The sequence below is a fragment of the Acetobacterium wieringae genome (assembly GCF_023700225.1).
Taxonomy (GTDB): domain Bacteria; phylum Bacillota; class Clostridia; order Eubacteriales; family Eubacteriaceae; genus Acetobacterium; species Acetobacterium wieringae.
On sequence record NZ_CP097897.1, the window covers coordinates 1,748,068 to 1,768,622 of the forward strand.

Sequence of the window (20,555 nt, forward strand, 5' to 3'; positions counted from 1 at the left end):
GAAGTCAACCAAACAACCATCAGACAACAAAAAAAAGACCCTCAAACGAATGAAGGTCTATGCAGCATAAAAATGTGAATCGTTTATCTTTGTCCATGATATTGCATACCTGTCCCATCCTGTGGTTGGGTTCCGAGATCACAAACACCATAATCAGAGTTTTTCCAGCAAACGGTCAAATACTTGTTATCAGATGCTTGTTACTCGGCCCGTTCCCGGATAAACAGACGGATCGGGGTGCCGAAGAAATCAAAGGTTTCGCGAATCTTGTTTTCCAGATATCGCTGATAGGAAAAATGAACCAGCGTCATGTCATTAACAAACACCACAAAGGTTGGTGGATTGATGGCCACCTGGGAGGCATAATAAAGCTTTAAACGACGGCCATGTTTGGAGGGAGGCTGTTTCATCATCACAAATTCGGCCAGGGCTTCGTTAACCTTTCCGGTGGTGATCCGTTTGGCGCTTTGGGCCTTTACAAATTCAATGGTTTCAAATATTTTTCCCAGGCGCTGTCCAGTTTTGGCCGAGATGAAAATGATTGGCGCATAGTCCATAAAGGATAGGGCATCGCGGATGTCCCCTTCCATCTTTTTCATGGTTTTATTGTCTTTTTCGACAGCATCCCATTTGTTGACGATAATAATTGATGGTTTGGAACGATTATGAGCAATTCCGGCAATTTTGGCATCCTGTTCGGTGACGCCCTGAGAGCCATCAATCAGAATCAGGACGATCTGACTGCGTTCGACGGCGGCAATGGCTCGGACAATGCTGTAACGCTCAATATCTTCATAGATTTTTTTCTTGCGCCGTAATCCGGCGGTATCAATCAGGACATAATCTTCGCCATCATAGCGGACGCTGGTATCGACGGCATCCCGGGTGGTGCCGGGGATATCGCTGACAATCAGCCGGTCTTCGCCAAGCACCTTGTTAATCAGGGTCGACTTACCAACGTTGGGCTTACCGATGACGGCCACCCGCAGGCGCTCATCTTCGGACTCGTCTTCATCGTAATAACGCTTGACGTGGTTGATGATCTCATCGAGAAAATCCCCTAGCCCCAGCCCCTGTTCAGCAGAAATGGCCAGCGGTTCGCCGATGCCGAGATTGTAAAATTCAAAGACGTTGTTTTCCAGGCTCTGACTGTCAACCTTATTAACAGCCAGCAGCACATCTTTGTCGTGTTTACGGATCATATTGGCGACTTCCAGATCGGAGGCAGTCATCCCTTCCCGACCATCAACCAGCAGGACAATCAGATCGGCCATATCAATGGCCACCTCGGCCTGAACCCGCATCTGCAAGAGGATGTCATCCTTGGTGTGGGGTTCAATACCGCCGGTGTCAATCAGGGTGAAGTGGTGGTTTTGCCATTCGGCGTCGGCAATGATCCGGTCCCGGGTTACCCCGGGGGTGTCTTCGACAATGGCGATTCGTTCGCCGACTAATTTATTAAACAGGGTGGACTTGCCCACATTGGGACGGCCCACCACTGCGACGATAGGTTTTGGCATAATTCTTCCTCATTTCATTTATTATCATTTTGCGAAAATTACAAAAGTGCTTTGCGCTTTGTTTGGTGTATAGTTGCTAGCTGATTGGTTTGGCTTGATTCACGTGGTGCAGTGGTCAAGCAGAGCCTGACCATCTAGGGGAACACTGGCAACTTTGACGCCCAGGGCATCGCTGAGACTTTCCAGGGTCCAGTCATCGAGCAGGGTATGACTGCCGTTGCGAAGAGCGTTTTCTGGTAGCAGCAGTAGATCACAGGGATCGTCGGCGAGCTGATTTTTTAGCTGAGCTAGGATATCAGTGCCAGTGACCAGGCCAGAGACGGTAATGGCTTCCCCAAAGAAGTGGTTGGTAATTGGGAAAACGGTCAGCGTCAGCCCGGGCACAGCGGCTGTGATGGCAGTCGCCAGTTCGTCCAGATACGTGGCCGCGGCAGTGCCGGTGATCAGCCCGATTTTTTTAGGCTGATTGCGGGTTTTTAGGGTTTTTAAATTAGCCAGGGCCTCAGTCAGAGAAGTTTTAAAATCAGCCATCATCCCCACCCCGTTTTCAATCTGGGGAAAACCGTGATAATAATCACTGTCGGGAATTGGGCTCTGGGCCAGCAGGTAAAACTCATCGCTGGGATAGACAAAGCCATCACCATGCTGGGCTTCCATTTCACCATGAACAGCGTCGATCAGGGCCAGGGTTTGCCGGGCTTCATCCCGGGTAAAAAGCCGGAGCTCGGCGAGACCCTGACGGTGGTTGGACAGGCCCACTGGCACCACCGACACCGACTGCAGCACCGGGTAAAAGCGCTTTAGTTCATTAAGTGTCTTTTCCAGTTCGGGGCCGTCATTATAATCCGGTACCAGCACAATCTGACCATTCATCAAAATGCCATTTTCATAAAATGTTTCCAGGTAACGCATCACATCCCCGGCAAAACGGTTTTTAAGCATTTTAATCCGCAGTTCGGGATTAGTGGTATGAATCGACAGGTTCATCGGCATGATCCGGTAGCGGATAATCCGGTTTAGTTCATCCGGGGTCAGGTTGGTCATGGTGATGTAGTTGCCGGTTAAGAAGGACAGCCGCTCATCGTCGTCTTTGACATAAAGGCTTTCCCGCATGCCCTGCGGCAGCTGATCGATAAAGCAGAAAACGCAATTATTTTTGCAGGTTTTAGTGCCGATCATCGCTTCGGGAAAAACCACCCCCAGATCGTCCTCATATTCTTTTTCAATATCCAGCTCCCAGATCTCCCCATCCGGCTTTTCGATTTCCACCTCTAAGCAATCATCAGCAATCAGATAGCGGTAGTCGAGGATATCGGTGACCGGCATGCCGTTGATTGATAGCAGACAGTCCCCGGGGGTAACATCCATTTCGCTGAAAATGCTGTCTTTTTCAACAGCCTCTATAATAAACTTTTTCAATCGCTCTCTCTGTTTCTTTACAATTTAAAAACTGCCAGCAAAACCAGCCGGCAGTTCTCCTTACCTATTATATAATACTTTCACTGAAAAAAAAACCTCTTTAAGAATTTTTCGCAATTATTGGCCGATGGGACAGCGAACCATGCAAAGGCCGCAGACCGCTCCCCGGCCAATATGCTGATAGGCCTCCTTCATCTGCTGGCTGCAGGCAAAGGCATCGTAAAGCTGGTTACGGGCCATCCCCGGGGTCCACAGCTGCCCTTCGATGGCCTGGGCCGGACAGGCCGTGACACAGACCCGGCAGCTGCCACAGCCGCTTTCGGTCACCGGGTCGCCGACATTAAAAGGAGCATTGGTCAGGATAGTGGACAGCCGTACTCGGGGGCCGTAGCGCTGGTGGATAAACAAGGCACTGCGGCCGATCCAGCCCAGCCCCGCCAGCACGGCACCAGTTTTATGGGAGAAGGCGCCGGTAAACGAATCATTAGGATCGGCCACCGACTGGGACGCCGGAATCGCCACGCTTGGATAACCAAGGGCCTCCAGACTGAGCAGCAGCCGCAGGCTGATATCATCGAGCAGACGGTTGACACTGCGGTAATGGCTGAAATAGGTTTGGGTCGGCTCCTCCCCGATCTGATTTAAAATGCCATTGGACAGTTTGATAAGAATCGTGATGGCCCGGTTAAAGCCCATCCGTTTTTGCTCCGGTAGAATGGACAGATCAGAAAAGCCGACGGCCGTGGCACCCAGGGACTGCCCCAGGTGATTAATGGTGTGATTGAGGGCATCGGACTGATGACTGCAGATTTCTTTTTTCATTTTCTCCTCTTTTTTACACAGAAATAGGGAAATTCACCCATTGATGTGTTACAATAGCATTACAAAACAAAGGTGGTGATATTTATGCTCTTTAATTCTTCGCAACAGGCTGAAGATAAATTAATCATACTCTATGTCCTACAAAAAATCAAAACCGCGTTAACCCGGGAGCAGATTGCTCTGATCATTATTGAAAACCTGCAGATTGGTTATTTTGATATCCAACTCTACATTGACGATCTGATCAAGGACGATTTTCTTTCAACGCTGGAATATGACGGTAAATCAGTATTGAGCTTAACGCCCATGGGCAAGGATACGCTGACGGTTTTTCACGATAAAATCCCCACTTATATTGCCGAGATGATTGATCTTTACTTAAAGGAAAACCGGGCCAAGATTTTTAAAGAAGTAAAAATTACTGCCAACTACCAGAAATTGGGGGAAACCGACTATCTGGTGGAACTAAAACTTCAGGAAAACAATATGGTTTTAATGGAGATCGCCTTAAATGCCCCGACCCTGAAACTGGCGCTGGACATCTGTAATCGCTGGAAAGAAAATACCCAGGAGTTATATGCGTCGGTATTGAATCTATTAACCTGATTAATTTTATAGCAACACATTCAAAAGGTTGGCCACTGGGGTTTTAACCCGATAGCCAACCTTCGTCGTCGTTGCGTATAGTTATTTCTTATGGGTTCCGATGACATCACGTTTGATCCGATCTTCCACCCGACGGTTTAACCACATGATTGCTGTCTCAATATGTACCAAGGCCATCGCATTCTCAGTACACTCAAACTCCCCTTCCTGGAATAGCTTTAAGCGATCTCTGACAATCTCAAGCAAATCAGAATCAATGACGCCGACTTCCGATATGGGTTCGTTTCTGGCTCCTTTTTGAAACTTAATTCTTGCCAGCTCAACTGGATCATCGTCTTTAGTCCGAATAACATACTCGTTATAAGCATTGCCGACGCCCTTGTCAGCGACTCGATAAACCTCATTTAAATTGCCTTTGTACTGAACGGTTGTTATTTTCTCACCCATTTTGCTGCCTTCTTTCCACTCTAAGTTGTATTCACTCTAAGTTATATTTGATTATACCCCTTTATACCCAAAACCGAATCGCATATTCAGTTCTTTTGAGCATTGACGTTCTTAATAGTGCAACTTTTTAAACGCTTGACAAAAGCTCTTCTTCATAATATTATTGTAAAAGGGTTTTTTATATTTAAAAATAATTTATGTAGCGAGGGAGCTTCAAATATACTATAACACAGTGCGTATATTTTATGGAAGTTCTTTTTTTGGCTATTGACATTAGATTTGGAGGAAGAATAATTGATTAAACTTCAAGATGTGAATAAGTATTTTGGTGAACACCATGTGTTAAAAGATATTAATCTGGAGGTTGCAGAGGGTGAAAAATTAGTAATTATCGGACCGTCAGGTTCGGGCAAGAGTACCACCGTTCGTTGTATGAACTTTCTGGAAGCACCTACTTCCGGGCATGTTTTTATCGATGGTGAAGAACTTACGCAAAAAAATAAAATTCAACTGGTGCGACAAACATCGGCGATGGTATTTCAGAGTTTTAACTTGTATCCCCATAAAACCGTGCTGGAAAATCTGACCCTGGCACCGATCAAACTGCAAAAACTGTCCAAAGAAGAAGCCATCAAAAAAGCCCGTAAATATTTGGCGATTGTTGGCTTGAGTGAAAAAGAAAATGCTTATCCGGCAACCTTGTCCGGGGGACAACAACAGCGGGTCGCTATTGCCAGAGCCCTGGCAACTGAAAAAAAGATTATCCTTTTTGATGAACCAACATCAGCGCTGGATCCGGAAACAGTTCAGGAAGTGTTGGATGTCATGATCAAGTTATCAAAGGAAAACATCACCATGGTAGTGGTTACCCATGAAATGGGTTTTGCCCGGGTGGTTGCCGATCGGGTCATCTTTATGGACGATGGCCGGATTGTGGAAGAAGGAAAACCGGAACATTTCTTTGAAAACCCAACCGAGGAACGAACAAAACTCTTTCTCAGTAAGATTCTGCGTTAATTTCTAATGTCGCAAGCGATATTAGTTATTATATTTTATATTTAGGAGGAAAATGACTATGAAAAAGGTACTCTCTGCTCTGCTTGTTTTATGCCTGGTGTTTACCTTGGCAGCCTGTTCGTCGTCAACTGGTTCAAAGGACAATGCTACCACTGATGGTAGTTTGGACGCAGTTGTTAAAGCCGGTGTTTTACGTGTCGGTGTTAAAGAAGACGTTCCCAACTTTGGGCTGCGTAACACCACTACTGGTGAAATCGAAGGGTTTGAAATTGATCTTGTCAAGCTGTTGGCCAAAGCAATTCTCGGCGATGAAAATGCTTATGAATTAACACCGGTAACGGCTAAAACCCGTGGTCCATTACTTGACAATGGCGAAGTCGATCTTGTTATTGCAACCTTTACGATTACGGACGAACGAAAATTAACTTACAACTTCTCGACCCCGTATTATGAAGATGCGGTTGGTCTGCTCGTTAAAAAAGATGCCGGATTCAAAGGTTTAGCTGACATGAATGGCAAAGTAATTGGTGTTGCTCAAAGTGCGACCTCCAAAGATGCTGTTCAAAAAGTTGCCGATGAAAAAGGGATTACGGTATCATTCTCAGAATATGCGACTTATCCAGAGATCAAGGCAGCTTTAGACTCTGGACGCGTTGATGCTTTCTGTGTCGATGGTTCAATTCTTGGTGGCTATGTTGACGATACGACCATGATCTTGCCAGACCGCTTCTCACCGCAACAATATGGTGTTACCTCAAAACTTGATAACATAGCTCTGACTGAAGCAGTTGACGGCTATATCAACGGATGGTTAGAAGATGGCACCATTGAAGGCCTGATCACGAAATGGGGACTTAATTATTAATGAATAGTTCTAATCCTTTTGCCTTATGGCGTTGGGAGAAGATGTTTGGAGAATGGCAAATGTTTGGCGAAGGGTTTCTGCGAACCATTGAGGTCGCAGCCCTCGCCTTGATACTTGCTCTTGTTCTGGGTATTATCTTTGGCGTTATCTCAACTTCAAACAATAAAGTAATGCGTGGGATCGCAAGGATTTATGTTGAGTTCTTTCAAAACACTCCCCTGGTTATTCAGGTTTTCTTTTTGTATAATGGTCTGGCCATTGCGGGACTGCGGCTAAGTGTGTTTGTAATTGGGGTTCTAGGCATAGGGGTTTATCATGGTGCTTATGTTTCCGAAGTTGTTAAGACGGGAATTACTTCCATTCCGGAGGGACAAGTCGAAGCGGCCAAGTCCCAGGGTTTTACTTATATTCAGTATATGCGCTATATTATTCTACCCCAAACAATTAAGATTATTCTGCCACCGCTTACCAATCAGGCCGTCAACCTGATTAAAAACACTTCCGTTCTGGCGATGATTTCTGGTTTTGATCTGATGTATATGGCTGATTCATGGGCATCATCCAGTCTTGATTATGGGCCATCTTATGTTTTTGCCGGTCTCTTGTATTTTATGCTCTGTTTCCCATTGGCAACCTGGGCAAGAAAATATGAAGAACGTCTCAAACGCAATGACACGACCCGTACTCTCTATGATCCATGTGAGGAGGCCGTAACATGTTAGACGTTTTTAAAAATGTATTTACGCCTTCAAATGTTGAATTCTTAGCCAAAGGCATGGCGTTAACCATAGCGATTTCAGTATCGGTTGTTATTATCTCGATTATTTTTGGAACCATACTGGCTTTGCTGCGAACGTATGAAAAGCGCTTTTTGGGCAAATTGGCTGGCTTCTATATTGAAATGTTTCGAAATACACCCTTACTGCTCTGGATTCTGGTGTGTTGCTTTATGATTCCCTATGGCACCATTGTCATTCGTGGCGGATTAGCTTTGACTTTATACACTTCAGCGGTTATTGCAGAAATTGTCCGTGGCGGTTTAAACGCCATCGCCGAGGGCCAGTTCGAAGCCGCTACATCTCAGGGGTTTACGCTGATCCAAACATTAATCTACATCGTTTTGCCCCAATGTTTTAAAAGTATTGTGCCTTCCCTGCTTTCGCAGGTCATTACAACTGTTAAAGATACCTCTTTCTTGCAGGTTGTTGCAATTCCCGAGTATACTCGCAGCGGATTTGTGGTTATGGGACGCTATACGACGACACCTGAAGTTTTTATGATCTTTGCGGTGTTGGCAGTTGGTTATTTTGTGATTTGTTTCAGCCTGTCGTGTGTGGTTCGCAGCTATCAGAAAAGAACACAAATCGCCAGATAATGAAACAATTCCAGATAATAATGAATGAGTTAAAACGTAAACAAAGTCATGGATTGATTTTAATCCATGACTTTGTTTTAATTACGGCATCGTTATTAACCAGGATCGGTGCTTAGTGGTTTTCTATATTTGGGTCGCTGCGCCAGATTGGTGCATGCCAATGACTAAACCATTTAACCTTAACTGCTGGAGTGATTTTTCTTTTTGGCGGCCAAGGGCTTTATTTGAAGAGCTTTACCGTTCCCACATCATTTAAATGTTTCAGTAGTGACAGGGCAATGGGAAAACCAAACAGGCCCAGAACCCCCAGTAAATTAACACCGATAAACATGCTCATTAAGGCCACCACCGGGTGCAGGCCCAATTGACCGCCGACGATTTTAGGCTCTAAAATATTGCGGATGACTGTCACAAAAACATAAACCAGGATCAAGCCCAGCGCCGTCTGATAGTTACCCTGAAGCAGGGTGATCACCGACCAGGGGATCATTATCCCACCGGTTCCCAGCACGGGTAAAATATCGAAGATGGCAATAAAAAAGGCAATCAGAATGGGGTTGTCAATCCCGACAATTGAAAGTCCAATGGAGAGTTCAACAAAGGTAATTGACATAATCAGGGCATAGGACCGGATCACCACAAAGAGGGTATTGACGATGTAATTTTTAATAGTCTGGAAAATCTCATTGGCTTTCTCGGAAAACTGCCGGAAAACAAAGGCTGACAGCATTTCGTAATCAACCGCCATGAAAAAGGTGGCAATGACCATCAAGAGCATTTTGATTAAAAAAGCCGGCAGCGACCCGGCCAGGTCTGATAAGAAGGCCACAAAGGCCAAGGAGATACTGGTGACATTATCCCCCAGGGAATTGACCAGCTGTTCCGATGCTGCATTGAGGACATCAACCAGGGCCGCATCAATCAGAAAGACGGTTTGTTCTATCCCGTCAAAAGTGGTCAGCAGAAAGGGTCTGAGCTGATACTCGTAGATATCGGGTAAGGCACTGATGGTTTGCGTCAGGGTTGAGATTAATTTAACTCCCACCAGGGCAACCAGAATCCCGGCACCACCGTAAAACACCAGAACCAGAACAAACGATACCAGTTTGTTTGGCAACCGGGTCCATTCAGAAATTGCTTTGGCCGGGCCTTTAAGCAGATATGCAATCAGGAAAGCCAGGATAAAAGGGCTTAGTAACGAAATTGCATACTCAAAAATGAGATACACAATCGCCACCACTAAAAGAATGTAGACAGCATTGATGATAAACTGTCTTTTTTTGTCATAAGGGGATTCCATTTATTCCTCCAATTTTTATTTGTGATCGGTAATTGCGAAATTGCACTGACAGTAATCATTGTTCAACTTAATTCACTTCGCATTGATCGATTATATGTGAACACCAGACGGGGTTCGATCGATAACAAAACCGTTTCTCAGATAAGCTGAAAAACGGTTTATAAAGACATGATTTTTCTTCAAATTTATAATACTAAAAAAGACCAAAAAAAACAGCACTTAAAATACTGCGTCGAGGTCTACGATGGTAGAATAAGAGACTTAATCGAACTAAACACGGTTTTAGTTTAGGGCGCAAGTTAAAATTAATCCTATGCGTCTCGTCAGGTTCATCATTCACTTAATGATCACTCCTTTTTTTATTATTGTTGTAATTTTACCGCATCTGATTGTAAAGATCAATGAATAAATCAAGATTAACATCATTTACAAAAACGGTATGGCCGCACTGGTCTGATTGACCCAAGCCACGGAATAGTCCAGGGAAATGCGCTGGCCACAGTGCTGATATTCAGCCATTGACAAATATTTCTATTTAATAGATTACTCCAGAACAGGTTAAAGAATACATCCCCGATAACTATGAGCTCGTACCGATTTCGATATTTGATCACTCTGATAAAAAGCATTGCGCAATCATCGGGTGTTTTAATGTTCATACGAGTGTTTTTTGGGGTTCGCGATATGAGCTGTATGTGATTGCCCGGAACAAAACGACCAATTTAATTTCCTGGGTGATCTGTGACTACGAATCCAATACCTTTCACTATGATCCGGGCCAAGGTTTTCTCCCCTCCACCTTACAGAAATCGGTTTTTACAACCACCTATAATGGCAAGCTGATTTGTGATATTGAAGGTCAGGATAGCCCCACCAGAATGGATTTGATCATTGATATCAATCAGTATAATTGCGTTTTTTTGAATCAGCGCTTATGGATTGAAGGTAATTTATCAATTGATTATGCCGGAGAGCTTGACAACAACGGCAATGATCCCTTCGGACTCATCTTTGATCCGATGGAAATGAAGTGTGCCCAACATATTGAAGTCGATCAAATCGAGATCAGGCAACTTGATTTTGGCTTCATCAATTCTCAGATGAAACCCTTTGAAGCATGCTGTTTTCCGTTTGCCCAGCATTATATGACAACCATCTTTCCCCAGGGACATCTGATGAAGGACGAAAATGACCTGTATGCCAAAATCAGCGAGATTGTCAATCAATAGGGTGCCGATTATCCGGCATTCGTGGCAGCAGGCACTCGTATAAGGGAATCTGATGTTGTCGCATTGGTTGCGGTACGCCTTCGGCACCAGTGAAAGGCCCCGTTTTTGAGACGGGGGTTCAAGGGGGCGGTCCGGCAGGGTTGATTGGATCAGGCCGTTTTTTAGTGTTCATAAAAGACCACCTGATTACCACCGGCTTTTTTGGCCGAATATAAGGCCTCGTCCGCCTTCTGATACAGCGTTTCAAAATGGTGGCCCGGCAAGGTCTGATCGGTTACAGCACCGATGCTGACGGTGACCCTTTCATGAAGCACGTCGGCGGTTTCTTTTTGAACCTGCTTAAGAATCTGCCGGATGATGGCCTGGGTCTGTTCTTTGCCACAGCCCAAAAGGGTCAGGCTGAACTCATCTCCGCCAATCCGGCCGACCAGATCGTCTTTGCGGATACACTGCTTGATGGCATCCACCACTTTTAAGAGGACAACATCCCCAACTGGATGGCCATACTGGTCATTGACGGCCTTAAATTTATCAATATCGATAATCAATAAGGAAACCGGGTCGGCGACTGACGCATTGACGTAATCAATGTAGGCCTGTTTGTTGAGCACCTGAATATGCCGATCCATCTCGGCCTGTCGTTTCAGGGACTGTCGCTCGAGCCGGGAGCTGGTTACGTTGCGGATCACCGAGACACTGCCAGAATAATGGTGCCGGTCGTTGATAAAGTGATGCAGATCAATTTCGTAGTAGTGTTTGGCTCCATCAAGGGTGTCCAGCTCCAGTTCAACGCTGCCGTTTTTTCTTTGCGTTAAGCCCTCCTGCCATAATGATTGGCTGTGAAGAAAGGCCGAGTATTTGGTGAAATCACGGTTTGTGAGCTTGTTGCCGGATGCTTTGTGAGGGCTTTGGGCCGCTTCTGGTTCGGTAAAATGCTGGAAGAATGCAGCAGCTGACGGGTTCACCTCCACAATCTCCCCGGCGGCGGATAAAACCACGATCCCATCTGGCAGGGAATTGATGATCCAATCCTTGGCCAAGGGGGCAATCTTTAAAAAATCGTGGCGATAGACACTATAGGCGATAAACAGATTGGGAATCAAAAAGATCACCGACATCGGAAAAGTTTCGGCGGTTCCGACAATCAGGTAGTTTTTGATCAGTAACAGCGTCAGGGCCAGAATAAAGCCGATCAGGATATAGAGAACCTGCTTCTGACCGCTTCTGAAAATACGGATTTGAAACAGTATCAGAATAATGATCGAAAACAACATCAGGGCGAAACGCAACAGCACAAACATATTGCCCCAGAATGCCGGCTCCACATACAGGCTCCAGTGACCGTTTACTTCAACCATCTCCACGGTTTTGCGGATCAGATGATGCAGTGGATTGGTGAAGGTCAAAACAATTCCGGTCAGGCTGATTGCTGCTGCCAGCCACACCGTATATTTGAGATATTTGTTTTTGTTTTCAGTGTATTCAATGACAAACCAGAGATTGGCAATGGGGATAAAGGCCATCCCTATTTGAATAAAATTCCGCCAGAATACTTTGGCCTCGTAGCTTTGAGCAAACAATTCAATGGTGGAACCGGCCACCCAGGACAACAGCAGCACCATCGTACACAAAAAGGGTAGCCCACCCTTGTCCCGACGATGCCGGTAACTGACATATACTAAAAACAAAGTCACCATCAGGGTGGCGATATTAATGATTAAGACCGTTTCTTTCATCTGTCCCTGTTTCTTTCTGCTGTTGCCAGTCTTTGGCGATGATGTTGGGATGGGTGATTTTTAAGTTTCATGTTCTTAGTTTTCAGGCGAGGTGTTCGATCAGCTGGATTTTCAGACCATTGGGATCGAGGATAAAGAAAAAGCGGATGTACGGGGCAGGCTGAAACGGGCCACTGTGAATGGCAATGCCTTTTTCCGTTAGCGTCGCCATACTTTGATCAACTGACGCCACCGAAAAGCCCAAAGAAATGCTCTGGCCCATATCAAAGCTGGTGACGGCCTGGTTACAGACCAGCTCCAGCTTGGTTTCGCCGTCGCCTAAAAAGGCCAGCTCCATCTGGGGGCCAGCCGGTCGGCGATCCAGCAGTGTCAGACCCAGCACTTCGGTATAAAAGTTTAAGGATTCGTCCATATTTTTGACGGTAAGGGTTACCCATGATAGGTTCATAATGTTCTCCTTTTGTTTTAGCGTTATGGATAGTTTATCATAATGTTACCAGCGGCGCTGCGCTCTTTAGAAAAATATTCAATGTGATAGGTAATGATGGGGATCTTTAGCAGTTCCAGCCAGCCATTATAAATGCCATCAATAAAGGCCGGACGCCACTCGGAGCGGCGTGTTATCAGTGGACAGCCATGAATCTGCTCTTTTTCTATTACCAGTGAGAAGACCCCATTTTCGAGATGAGGTTCAAAGGGATAGGTCCGGCATTGAATGGGCCGATGATCCCGCAGGCAACCACTCTCCAGATGGCAATAGATATAATACATTTTTTTAATTTTAGGGGGCATCTTGTAGTGCTTCTGGCTGTGCAGCTCGTAGTCGGTTGCGACTGCCGCTTGCATGTATTCATATTCGAGCGGTAATAAATACATACCCAGTCGTTTCTCGTCGTCATCACGTCGGCGGCAGCAATGATAGCCACAACATTCTCCACAATTACCGGCGATGATCGCTTCATCCATCAGAGCATAGGCTTTTGTAAAAATGGCCTGGTAGTCCTTTCGCATTGGTTTTTTATTTTTATCGGTCACATCTGCTCCGTTCTTTTAATTCTGAAAATATTTATTCCCTTGTTTATTGTTCTGGCAAAAAGCGCTTCGTTATCGGGAAATGTTCTGCGGGCGATTGCTACTGCCCTATTTTACTTGCCGGTGTCGGTCGGCCATGTCCGTAGTAAATGGTTTTTGCCGGCAGCTGCTGCACCGCCTGAATACTCTTTTGCAAGGCGGCGTGATCCTCCCATAAATATGCCGGTTGGGGGCTTAGCATATGCATCAGGATGTCCCCGACAAATAATTCACCGCTGGGAAAGGTAATCACCATGGAGCCCCGGGTATGTCCCGGCAGTGGATGGATGGTTTCGCCAAAACCCAGCCGGTTGGTTTGGGGCCCGGTGATGATCAGATCCGGCGTGAAGCTTTGGGGCGGATTTCGCTTCATGGTACCCTTCCCCAGCCATGTAATCATTTTGCCGATGGGATGGGTGGCCTGCATTTGTTGTGAAAAGGGATTATCAATCATATTGATGTCGTTTTGATGGATGACAATGGGGATGCCATATTTTTTCTGAAAGAAAGCCGCACTGCCGATATGATCGCTATGGCCATGGGTCAGCACCAGATAACGGATTTGTTCCATGGCAATCTGGTGTTGGGCCATGGTTTTTTCAATTTTATCCCCCATTCCCGGGGCACCGGCGTCAATCATCAGGTGGTGTTCCCCCTGAGAGATCAGGTAACAATTGGAACCGGCTGAGATGGTGATGATGTTCATTGGTTATTCTCCTTTCGCGTTATGATTAATAGGTAATGATTAATCATCGTAACGATCCACCAGTTTACCGGTGTTGTCATATAACTCCGCCGGGTCACTTTTGCTGTTGCTCCAGGTCCCGCCGCCATCGAGCCAATGAAAATCGATACCGGAATTGGTGGCAGAATCCCCAACCTTCACCTCGGCACCAGCTGCTAAACTAAAGGCCGGAAAGGTAAAGGTCTGGTTCCCGGTAACGGATACGATTTTCCAGCCGGTTAGGTCAACCGGATTGGTACCGTCATTTTTAATGACGATGTATTCGGCCTTTTTATCACGGGCGCTAATGCTGACGCCGCTACCGGCTCCCCCATTTTGCGACGTGAGGCCCAGTCCCTGATTGACGTCATCGGGATTGACATTGTCAAATTCATCATGGATGACATTGCCCTTTAGGGTATAGGTATAACTGTAGTGACTGGGGATCTGGGTGGTGGTCGACGGATAGGTGATCACTGCAGTAAAATCACTGCAGCCACCGGCATCACGAATGACCTTTTCCATATAGGCCTGATCACCATCCCGATTCAGGGTGCTATCCTGGGGAGTGATGTTATAGGCATTGGACACCCCGCCGAGGGAATCGGCAATGACATGGCCCTCATCGAGGGTGGGGCTTTCGGTACCGGGAACCTTGGCCTCATCGGGATAATAGCGGCCCGTGTCCAAAACCGGTTCCTTATCATCATCCTGTAAAATGATTTCTTTTGCCGTCACCTTGACCAATTGGCCATATTCATTGGTAAAAGCATAATACTCACGATCGCCAAAACCAATATCTACCACCACATTGGGCAGCCGCTGGCCCGACAGGTCGCCACCATCGACTTCAATCCAGGTATAACCTTCAAAATCTGGCCGATTGGAGTTATTTAGGGTGCTACAACCGGAAAAGATAAATATCGACAGCAGCACCAGGGTCAGCAGCACCGTTGATTTCCCGGGTAGGTGTTTTTTAATTTGAGACATGTTAATTTCCCCTTTTTGGATCTTTTTTTAAACGTATTGGTATTTAATTGAATCACTTGAGGGCGGTGGCCTTTTATCCGAAGGAATCAGGCACGGTTCCCCATAAGCTTTGTTAGGGTTAATTATACACATTTACTGACATCTTTAACAGGAATAATTTGTTCAGTATTCAACAGCAAATGGCCTGACAGTTCATTCACATTAATATTTTATTGATATCTATCCCGTGCGCTCCGATCTTTTAAATAAAAATATCTTTCAATGCGCATGTACCTGGTTAAATCATTGTCTGGGCGAAGTTAAGTGTGGTTGGAACCGTTAATTTTGACCGCTGGGTGGTTTTATAACCGGTAATCCCAGTGCAAAGGCTGTTTATACGTCACATATCTGCATTAATCGATCGAGTTCGGCCAGGGTTTGCTCCTTTGGTAAAACATATCTGCTGTTTGTCATATTGGTAAAAAAGTCATCAAAGGCGGTAACCACGCTGGGCTCATAAATTTCAAAGGCTTTAAAAACCAGCTGATTATTTTTACGGTAGTGCAGAATCACACGAATCAGATTTTGCTCATTGGAAAATTCGGTGGAGCCATTCATAAAGATCTGCTCCTCGTCGATGGCATAATAGGAGCGGCGATTGTTGGCCAGATCATCACGAACCAACCCGAGCAGGTATAAGCGATCAGCTGGTTTGACAGCATCATAGACTTCATCTGGAAAGTTCAGGCGTCCATCTTTCATAAACTGCTCTAGGTTTTTTAGCGAAAACACATTGATGATGTTGGGATTTTCCCGTTGAATATTGCCATAATGATTGACTGCCATCTCTAGCAGCGTTTGATAATAGGGAAAATCCTTATTCATATTTGCTTCCAGCAGTTCCCGGTCAATGTAGTAGGCAAAACAGGGCAAGGGCTCGACCACATGCTTTAACTGGCGGATCTGTTCCATGGTATAGACCTCAAACAAATCAGTGCTTTCTTCAATAAAGGTCTGGGATCTGGCAACCAGGCGGTCAAACTCGGTGCGATACAGATCAAAAATGGCCGCATCCTGATATAATACCGCCTGACTGAAATCAGTTGAAATGGTAATGACCCGATCGGAAGTCAGGATAAAATACGGAAACAGGGCTGTTACTGGCATACTGACTGAAGTTTCTGGTGAAAAATAATAGTAACAGGAACGGTAGTTGATATTTTCCAGTAGCGACAGGGCGATCAAGTGACGAAGGGCCGCCACCGCCTGCCCCGGTTCGTCGGTCGCTGACTGTTGACGGAACCCCAACACATCCGCAAGGTTCAGTTTTTTCTTGTTGCCCATCATCTGTTGGAAAATGTAGTCGTACACCTTGCTTTCGGTATGGGGAATGCACAGTTTCAGCTCTGGTTGGGTGGCGGAAAAAAGTTCCTGATCGATGCTGTTTTCAATCAGATTTAAAACCGCCATTGGATCGGAGTAGACCTCAAGCGGCTCGGCAGACTGCTTATTGTCGAGTGGGCTGACTTTCAGATCGATCTCTTTTGAGAAGGGAATCTTATATTCGGTGAGTTCAGAAATCATTTCAATCAGATCAAAAATCTGGCGACGACTGTAAGAGACTGTCTCCCCGACCCGGGCGATTTCCAGCAGTTGGGCGAGTTCATCCTGTTCAATCGGGGAAAGCCGCAAAGCCCGGCTCAGATTGCAGAAAAACTCCGGGGTCGGCAGGCGCTCGCCGGATTTAATCCGTTGCAGGGTGGTGCGGTTGATGCCGCCAATTGCGACCAGAGACGCAACGGTTTCACCACTCTCAATAATCAGTTCTTCTATTCTTTTGCTAAATAAGGTCATATGTCCTCCTGAAATTTTGATGTAAAATGATGCTTATATAAACTGGTGTCAGGTACATAAGGTGTTCCATAAGGTGTTCTTAAATTAAGTGTGCCTTTATAGATTTATTTTTAGGTTTTATTTATCCTAGAATTGTAGAACAATGGAAACGAACCAGGAGGTAATAACATGCAAATTAATACCAAAAATTTGGTTTCCATTACCGAAGCCAACCAGAATTTTTCGAAGGTTGCCCGTCTTGTGGATGAAAACGGCGCTGCTTTCATTCTAAAAAACAATACCCCCCGCTATGTTCTGATTGAGTTCAGCCAGTTTCAGGAAGAGTCCGCACTTGTCGATGACGCCGTTGACGCCATTGCCAAACGAATTCTAAAAAAACATCAGGCCGCCTTTGAGGAATTGGCCAAATGAAACGGTTGTCCTGTCAGCAGGTGCTGCGCCTTCACACCATGCTGATTAACGAAACCGGGGGCAGTGATGGCCTCCGGGATGAAGGGTTACTGGATTCTGCGCTAAATGCACCCTTTCAGAGTTTCGGGGGCGAAGATTTGTACAAAACGGTTCCCGCGAAAGCCGCACGACTGGGGTTTTCGCTGATTAATAACCATGCATTTATCGATGGCAATAAACGAATCGGCATTCTGGTTATGCTGACATTTCTGGAAATGAACGGCTTTCTGCCTGATTGTACAGATGATGAACTGATCCAGTTGGGTATCGGTCTGGCCGCTGGACACATTGATGATCGGCAACTGCTTGACTGGATTATTGATCATGTCTGACACCATCCAGTGGAACTTGTTTTAAAGTGCACAAAACCTCCGTCCCTTTGTGTTGACGGTCACTTATCCCTCAGATTTTTTTAACCGCTCTAAGGCATCCTTTGAAATCCTAATAATTTCTTTTCCATGAATATGAGCAATATAATTTTGATATTGCTTTTGATTTCTCGGATTTTCATCTTCTGTTATAGCATCCCAATTAAATGTAATTTTCTCTATAATTAACGGAAACTCGATTGGAAATGAAAAGCCTCCCGTTCTCTGGTAAACTTTTAAAACAGACGGATCGTGCTTTAGTTTATTATTAGCATATCTCAGCCCACTGAAAAATTGTTTGTCATTACAATCAATTAGTATTTCCTCATTTTTTTCGAGACGTTCGTAATAGTCAAACAGACAATGCAGAAAATTAACAACACGAAAGTTTACTTCTTTTTTTAGCTCTTCATTATTTAAATCTTCTTCTGCAATTCGTATCACAGCTATCATTTCTTCATAACTTTTTCTCAAAGCATATTCAAACATTCTATCACCTTACCATCTATAATTACCAAGCAGTTCTGAACGACTGAATTAAGCAAGTCCATAATTTTATCTTTGCACGTATTTCACCTACTAGATGCATTCTGCATATCTCAGAAAAACAGTCAGAAAAACGAAAAGTTTCCTGAAGTTTTGCGTTAAGGATGCACAAAACCTTTTTCGGAAAACCTCTAACCATAAACTTTTCATAGGTTTCTTTAGAGATAAAATAAGCTTTTGAATAGTCAATATAGCCATCTTTAACTGACTTTGCACTTAGTGTCTTAATACCTGCTTCTGATTTTTCTGGAGTTTTCCCTCGGTAATCGATTATTTCTTCGAGAGCATTCTCCATCGTATCTACCTTCCAATAGACCGGAATTAGGCCTACTTCGGTCTCCCTAAAACTCATACCCAATCCCCCCCAGATTCTTCCGGATCTCATCCTCCAGGTGCCGGGATTTGGCAAAGAGTTCGGCCAGTTCGGCAGTCAGGTTTTCCATTTTTTCCTCAAAGGGGATGCCGTCATCAATGGCGTCTTCAATCCCCACATAGCGGCCCGGGGTCAGGACATATTCATGTTCCTTAATTTCGGCCAGTTTGGCGGCTTTGCTAAAGCCCTTGACACCGTTATAGGCCCCACCTTTTTTGTGCCACTGGTGATAGGTTTCGGCGATTTTAGCCATCTCAGCAGCGGTGAGCACCTTGTGGCGGCGGTCGATCATTTCGCCCAGCTGACGGGCATCGATAAAGAGCACCTCATGGTAGCGGCTGCGAAAGCCGGGGTTATCGGCCTTATTGCGGTTTAATATCCACAGCGAAACGGGAATCCCGGTGGAATAGAAAAGTTTGTCCGGCAGGGCCACGATGGCGTCGACCAGATCGGCTTCCAGTCGGGCAATTTCTTTTTCCTTGTCGACCAGTTCGTCCAGGTTAATGTAGATTTCCAGATCTTCCACGACCGCGGAGACATAGTTTTCCTAAGTTAAGTTGAGCCTGGCACCTGGAAAGCAACTGGGGTGATGCAGGTGATACATAAAGCGTGATTTCACTTTTACAGAAACCGGATCTAATTCAAAAAGACCAGAATTCTCATTAGTTTTTTATCTTTGCGACAAGGGGCAATACCACATATCATCCTGATTTATAACGTTTTTCTACAGCCCCATAATTTCTTTCTTTTTCGCATCAAACTCGGCCTGGGTTAAAACGCCCATATCAACTAGGTCTTTTAGTTTTTTCAATGTTTCGATCTGTTCGTCGAAAGACATTGAAGAACTTTGTGTTGCAGCTGGCTGGCCTTGTGATCCAATATTCTGGGCCATATTCATACCGAAAAGCATACCACCTCCGTTTCCAAGACCATTATTTTGAATACCTTGTGCAATCTTTTGCTGTGCAGCAATATTGGAAGCTCTTTGTGAAACATCTTCATAGGCTCTCATATTCATTTTGTTTGCTGAGAACTGGTTAATGAGCTGTCGCGATTCTGGTGAAAATTCGATATTTTCGACCGCTACCTTGACAAGTTCAAAACCAAAGCGCTCTTTCCATGTGCCAGCATTGTAAGAATCATTAGATATTCGCTTAGAAATTTCAACCGCCTGCGACGGTAACTGGGAAATGCGATGGCTGGTCGATAGAGAATTTAATGCGATAATAAATGATTGTAAAAATTCTGAGAGAACTTGCGCTCTAACTTTAGGATTATCAAATGAATAGCTATTGACATTAGCAGGTACAAAGTTTTTGATAAACTTCTTCGGTTCAACAATTTTAATTGAGAAGCTGCCATACGCATAAATTTCGAGGTCGCAACCATAAAATAGATCATTATAAACCTGTGGACCGCGTGTTCCAAATTTTATATCACGAATTTCCCGTAAATTAACAAATGCTATTTTCTTTTCCATCGAGGAAATACCACCGAAGCCAATTCTGTCTTCAGTCTGTTTGAAGATGGATGTCTCCAGATCATTGCCGTCAAATAGGCTTTCCTCACCATCTCGATATTCATAGCCGCCAGGAGTGGTAATAATACCCTCAATTCCGGCTTGGCTAAAAATGAAAGCTGCCGTATTTTCAGGAATAAATATTTTCGAACCGTTTGAAATAACATCTGTTGAGCCAAGGCTATTAACGCCACGCCCGTTGTTATTTGTTTTCAGGATTCCTGGTGCGACAACGGTATGTTCATCAAAATGTCCAGCAGTGATGAGTTCTTTCCATTGATCCGCAAAGGAGCCCCCTACTGAATCAATAAATGCTTTTATAATGCCCATGGTTATTAACCTCTC

Annotated in this window: 23 protein-coding genes; 8 read left to right on the plus strand and 15 right to left on the minus strand. The window is 45.0% G+C overall.

Annotated elements, in window-relative coordinates; translation table 11 throughout:
- Nucleotides 1-200 precede the first annotated feature (200 nt).
- The 3 genes from der to CHL1_RS08540 all read right to left on the minus strand — a co-directional run bounded on the left by der (nucleotide 201) and on the right by CHL1_RS08540 (nucleotide 3,761).
- Complete coding sequence (der, locus tag CHL1_RS08530) at nucleotides 201-1,520, minus strand: ribosome biogenesis GTPase Der (RefSeq protein ID WP_250936074.1); 1,320 nt, start codon at nucleotides 1,518-1,520, stop codon at nucleotides 201-203.
- Between the two features lie 99 nt (nucleotides 1,521-1,619).
- Nucleotides 1,620-2,939, minus strand: coding sequence for a DUF512 domain-containing protein (locus CHL1_RS08535; protein WP_250936076.1), 1,320 nt, complete (start codon nucleotides 2,937-2,939; stop codon nucleotides 1,620-1,622).
- Nucleotides 2,940-3,056: 117 nt separating this feature from the next.
- A complete protein-coding gene (locus CHL1_RS08540; RefSeq protein WP_139142353.1) occupies nucleotides 3,057-3,761 on the minus strand; it encodes a 4Fe-4S double cluster binding domain-containing protein in 705 nt (234 codons plus the stop codon).
- A gap of 84 nt (nucleotides 3,762-3,845) precedes the next feature.
- On the opposite strand from CHL1_RS08540, the gene CHL1_RS08545 reads away from it, so the two are divergent.
- Entirely contained in the window at nucleotides 3,846-4,367 is a 522-nt protein-coding gene (locus CHL1_RS08545; RefSeq protein ID WP_070371398.1) for a DUF4364 family protein, read from the plus strand.
- A gap of 81 nt (nucleotides 4,368-4,448) precedes the next feature.
- On the opposite strand, the gene CHL1_RS08550 is transcribed toward CHL1_RS08545, so the two are convergent.
- Nucleotides 4,449-4,814 (minus strand): Acb2/Tad1 domain-containing protein, encoded by a 366-nt coding sequence (locus CHL1_RS08550; protein ID WP_070371397.1) that lies wholly within the window; start codon nucleotides 4,812-4,814, stop codon nucleotides 4,449-4,451.
- A 294-nt stretch (nucleotides 4,815-5,108) separates the two neighbouring features.
- Here CHL1_RS08550 and CHL1_RS08555 point away from each other — a divergent pair, with 294 nt between their 5' ends.
- The 4 genes from CHL1_RS08555 to CHL1_RS08570 are packed head-to-tail and all read left to right on the plus strand — an operon-like array spanning nucleotide 5,109 to nucleotide 8,071.
- The gene (locus tag CHL1_RS08555; protein WP_070371396.1) at nucleotides 5,109-5,831 is read left to right on the plus strand and encodes an amino acid ABC transporter ATP-binding protein; all 723 of its coding nucleotides are present in this window, start codon (nucleotides 5,109-5,111) and stop codon (nucleotides 5,829-5,831) included.
- Between the two features lie 52 nt (nucleotides 5,832-5,883).
- A complete protein-coding gene (locus CHL1_RS08560; RefSeq protein WP_070371395.1) occupies nucleotides 5,884-6,696 on the plus strand; it encodes a transporter substrate-binding domain-containing protein in 813 nt (270 codons plus the stop codon).
- Nucleotides 6,696-7,418 carry an amino acid ABC transporter permease gene (locus tag CHL1_RS08565; RefSeq protein WP_070371394.1) on the plus strand — a complete coding sequence of 241 codons (723 nt, stop codon included), beginning with the start codon at nucleotides 6,696-6,698 and terminating at the stop codon, nucleotides 7,416-7,418. Before CHL1_RS08560 ends, CHL1_RS08565 begins: the two co-directional genes overlap by 1 nt.
- The gene (locus tag CHL1_RS08570) at nucleotides 7,412-8,071 is read left to right on the plus strand and encodes an amino acid ABC transporter permease (RefSeq protein WP_148637059.1); all 660 of its coding nucleotides are present in this window, start codon (nucleotides 7,412-7,414) and stop codon (nucleotides 8,069-8,071) included. Before CHL1_RS08565 ends, CHL1_RS08570 begins: the two co-directional genes overlap by 7 nt.
- 220 nt (nucleotides 8,072-8,291) lie before the next feature.
- Here the strand turns inward: CHL1_RS08570 and ytvI are convergent, their stop codons facing one another.
- Nucleotides 8,292-9,371, minus strand: coding sequence for a sporulation integral membrane protein YtvI (gene ytvI / locus CHL1_RS08575; RefSeq protein WP_070371392.1), 1,080 nt, complete (start codon nucleotides 9,369-9,371; stop codon nucleotides 8,292-8,294).
- A gap of 695 nt (nucleotides 9,372-10,066) precedes the next feature.
- Here ytvI and CHL1_RS08580 point away from each other — a divergent pair.
- Complete coding sequence (locus tag CHL1_RS08580; RefSeq protein ID WP_070371390.1) at nucleotides 10,067-10,600, plus strand: hypothetical protein; 534 nt, start codon at nucleotides 10,067-10,069, stop codon at nucleotides 10,598-10,600.
- 161 nt (nucleotides 10,601-10,761) lie between these two features.
- Here CHL1_RS08580 and CHL1_RS08585 read toward each other — a convergent pair whose 3' ends face one another.
- The 6 genes from CHL1_RS08585 to CHL1_RS08610 all read right to left on the minus strand — a co-directional run bounded on the left by CHL1_RS08585 (nucleotide 10,762) and on the right by CHL1_RS08610 (nucleotide 16,954).
- Nucleotides 10,762-12,336 (minus strand): histidine kinase N-terminal 7TM domain-containing diguanylate cyclase, encoded by a 1,575-nt coding sequence (locus CHL1_RS08585; protein ID WP_250936084.1) that lies wholly within the window; start codon nucleotides 12,334-12,336, stop codon nucleotides 10,762-10,764.
- Nucleotides 12,337-12,418: 82 nt separating this feature from the next.
- Entirely contained in the window at nucleotides 12,419-12,784 is a 366-nt protein-coding gene (locus CHL1_RS08590; protein ID WP_070371388.1) for a VOC family protein, read from the minus strand.
- Nucleotides 12,785-12,807: 23 nt separating this feature from the next.
- Entirely contained in the window at nucleotides 12,808-13,371 is a 564-nt protein-coding gene (locus CHL1_RS08595) for a hypothetical protein (protein WP_250936086.1), read from the minus strand.
- 97 nt (nucleotides 13,372-13,468) lie between these two features.
- On the minus strand, nucleotides 13,469-14,113 hold the full coding sequence (locus CHL1_RS08600) for an MBL fold metallo-hydrolase (RefSeq protein ID WP_250936088.1): 645 nt from the start codon (nucleotides 14,111-14,113) through the stop codon (nucleotides 13,469-13,471).
- 39 nt (nucleotides 14,114-14,152) lie between these two features.
- Complete coding sequence (locus CHL1_RS08605; protein WP_084633629.1) at nucleotides 14,153-15,121, minus strand: lamin tail domain-containing protein; 969 nt, start codon at nucleotides 15,119-15,121, stop codon at nucleotides 14,153-14,155.
- A gap of 372 nt (nucleotides 15,122-15,493) precedes the next feature.
- Entirely contained in the window at nucleotides 15,494-16,954 is a 1,461-nt protein-coding gene (locus tag CHL1_RS08610; protein WP_250936090.1) for a helix-turn-helix domain-containing protein, read from the minus strand.
- A gap of 168 nt (nucleotides 16,955-17,122) precedes the next feature.
- Between CHL1_RS08610 and CHL1_RS08615 the strand changes: the two genes are divergently transcribed.
- Both CHL1_RS08615 and CHL1_RS08620 read left to right on the plus strand, forming a co-directional pair.
- The gene (locus CHL1_RS08615; RefSeq protein WP_070371384.1) at nucleotides 17,123-17,365 is read left to right on the plus strand and encodes a type II toxin-antitoxin system Phd/YefM family antitoxin; all 243 of its coding nucleotides are present in this window, start codon (nucleotides 17,123-17,125) and stop codon (nucleotides 17,363-17,365) included.
- The gene (locus tag CHL1_RS08620) at nucleotides 17,362-17,736 is read left to right on the plus strand and encodes a type II toxin-antitoxin system death-on-curing family toxin (protein ID WP_070371383.1); all 375 of its coding nucleotides are present in this window, start codon (nucleotides 17,362-17,364) and stop codon (nucleotides 17,734-17,736) included. Before CHL1_RS08615 ends, CHL1_RS08620 begins: the two co-directional genes overlap by 4 nt.
- A 63-nt stretch (nucleotides 17,737-17,799) precedes the next feature.
- On the opposite strand, the gene CHL1_RS08625 is transcribed toward CHL1_RS08620, so the two are convergent.
- The 4 genes from CHL1_RS08625 to CHL1_RS08640 all read right to left on the minus strand — a co-directional run bounded on the left by CHL1_RS08625 (nucleotide 17,800) and on the right by CHL1_RS08640 (nucleotide 20,540).
- The gene (locus CHL1_RS08625) at nucleotides 17,800-18,261 is read right to left on the minus strand and encodes a hypothetical protein (protein ID WP_070371382.1); all 462 of its coding nucleotides are present in this window, start codon (nucleotides 18,259-18,261) and stop codon (nucleotides 17,800-17,802) included.
- A gap of 22 nt (nucleotides 18,262-18,283) precedes the next feature.
- Complete coding sequence (locus CHL1_RS08630) at nucleotides 18,284-18,613, minus strand: restriction endonuclease subunit S domain-containing protein (protein WP_175440937.1); 330 nt, start codon at nucleotides 18,611-18,613, stop codon at nucleotides 18,284-18,286.
- A 46-nt stretch (nucleotides 18,614-18,659) separates the two neighbouring features.
- A complete protein-coding gene (locus CHL1_RS08635; RefSeq protein ID WP_242871613.1) occupies nucleotides 18,660-19,217 on the minus strand; it encodes an N-6 DNA methylase in 558 nt (185 codons plus the stop codon).
- Between the two features lie 198 nt (nucleotides 19,218-19,415).
- Nucleotides 19,416-20,540 (minus strand): SPFH domain-containing protein, encoded by a 1,125-nt coding sequence (locus CHL1_RS08640; RefSeq protein WP_250936092.1) that lies wholly within the window; start codon nucleotides 20,538-20,540, stop codon nucleotides 19,416-19,418.
- Nucleotides 20,541-20,555 lie beyond the last annotated feature (15 nt).

Excerpts from the sequence above, each read along its gene's own strand:
- CHL1_RS08625 (WP_070371382.1), bottom strand. The coding sequence starts at position 18,261 with ATGTTTGAATATGCTTTGAGAAAAAGTTATGAAGAAATGATAGCTGTG.
- CHL1_RS08590 (WP_070371388.1), bottom strand. The coding sequence starts at position 12,784 with ATGAACCTATCATGGGTAACCCTTACCGTCAAAAATATGGACGAATCC.
- CHL1_RS08630 (WP_175440937.1), bottom strand. The coding sequence starts at position 18,613 with ATGGAGAATGCTCTCGAAGAAATAATCGATTACCGAGGGAAAACTCCA.
- CHL1_RS08565 (WP_070371394.1), top strand. The coding sequence starts at position 6,696 with ATGAATAGTTCTAATCCTTTTGCCTTATGGCGTTGGGAGAAGATGTTT.
- CHL1_RS08605 (WP_084633629.1), bottom strand. The coding sequence starts at position 15,121 with ATGTCTCAAATTAAAAAACACCTACCCGGGAAATCAACGGTGCTGCTG.
- CHL1_RS08560 (WP_070371395.1), top strand. The coding sequence starts at position 5,884 with ATGACTATGAAAAAGGTACTCTCTGCTCTGCTTGTTTTATGCCTGGTG.
- CHL1_RS08640 (WP_250936092.1), bottom strand. The coding sequence starts at position 20,540 with ATGGGCATTATAAAAGCATTTATTGATTCAGTAGGGGGCTCCTTTGCG.
- ytvI (WP_070371392.1), bottom strand. The coding sequence starts at position 9,371 with ATGGAATCCCCTTATGACAAAAAAAGACAGTTTATCATCAATGCTGTC.
- CHL1_RS08600 (WP_250936088.1), bottom strand. The coding sequence starts at position 14,113 with ATGAACATCATCACCATCTCAGCCGGTTCCAATTGTTACCTGATCTCT.
- CHL1_RS08545 (WP_070371398.1), top strand. The coding sequence starts at position 3,846 with ATGCTCTTTAATTCTTCGCAACAGGCTGAAGATAAATTAATCATACTC.
- CHL1_RS08610 (WP_250936090.1), bottom strand. The coding sequence starts at position 16,954 with ATGACCTTATTTAGCAAAAGAATAGAAGAACTGATTATTGAGAGTGGT.
- CHL1_RS08585 (WP_250936084.1), bottom strand. The coding sequence starts at position 12,336 with ATGAAAGAAACGGTCTTAATCATTAATATCGCCACCCTGATGGTGACT.
- der (WP_250936074.1), bottom strand. The coding sequence starts at position 1,520 with ATGCCAAAACCTATCGTCGCAGTGGTGGGCCGTCCCAATGTGGGCAAG.
- CHL1_RS08570 (WP_148637059.1), top strand. The coding sequence starts at position 7,412 with ATGTTAGACGTTTTTAAAAATGTATTTACGCCTTCAAATGTTGAATTC.
- CHL1_RS08620 (WP_070371383.1), top strand. The coding sequence starts at position 17,362 with ATGAAACGGTTGTCCTGTCAGCAGGTGCTGCGCCTTCACACCATGCTG.
- CHL1_RS08615 (WP_070371384.1), top strand. The coding sequence starts at position 17,123 with ATGCAAATTAATACCAAAAATTTGGTTTCCATTACCGAAGCCAACCAG.
- CHL1_RS08550 (WP_070371397.1), bottom strand. The coding sequence starts at position 4,814 with ATGGGTGAGAAAATAACAACCGTTCAGTACAAAGGCAATTTAAATGAG.
- CHL1_RS08540 (WP_139142353.1), bottom strand. The coding sequence starts at position 3,761 with ATGAAAAAAGAAATCTGCAGTCATCAGTCCGATGCCCTCAATCACACC.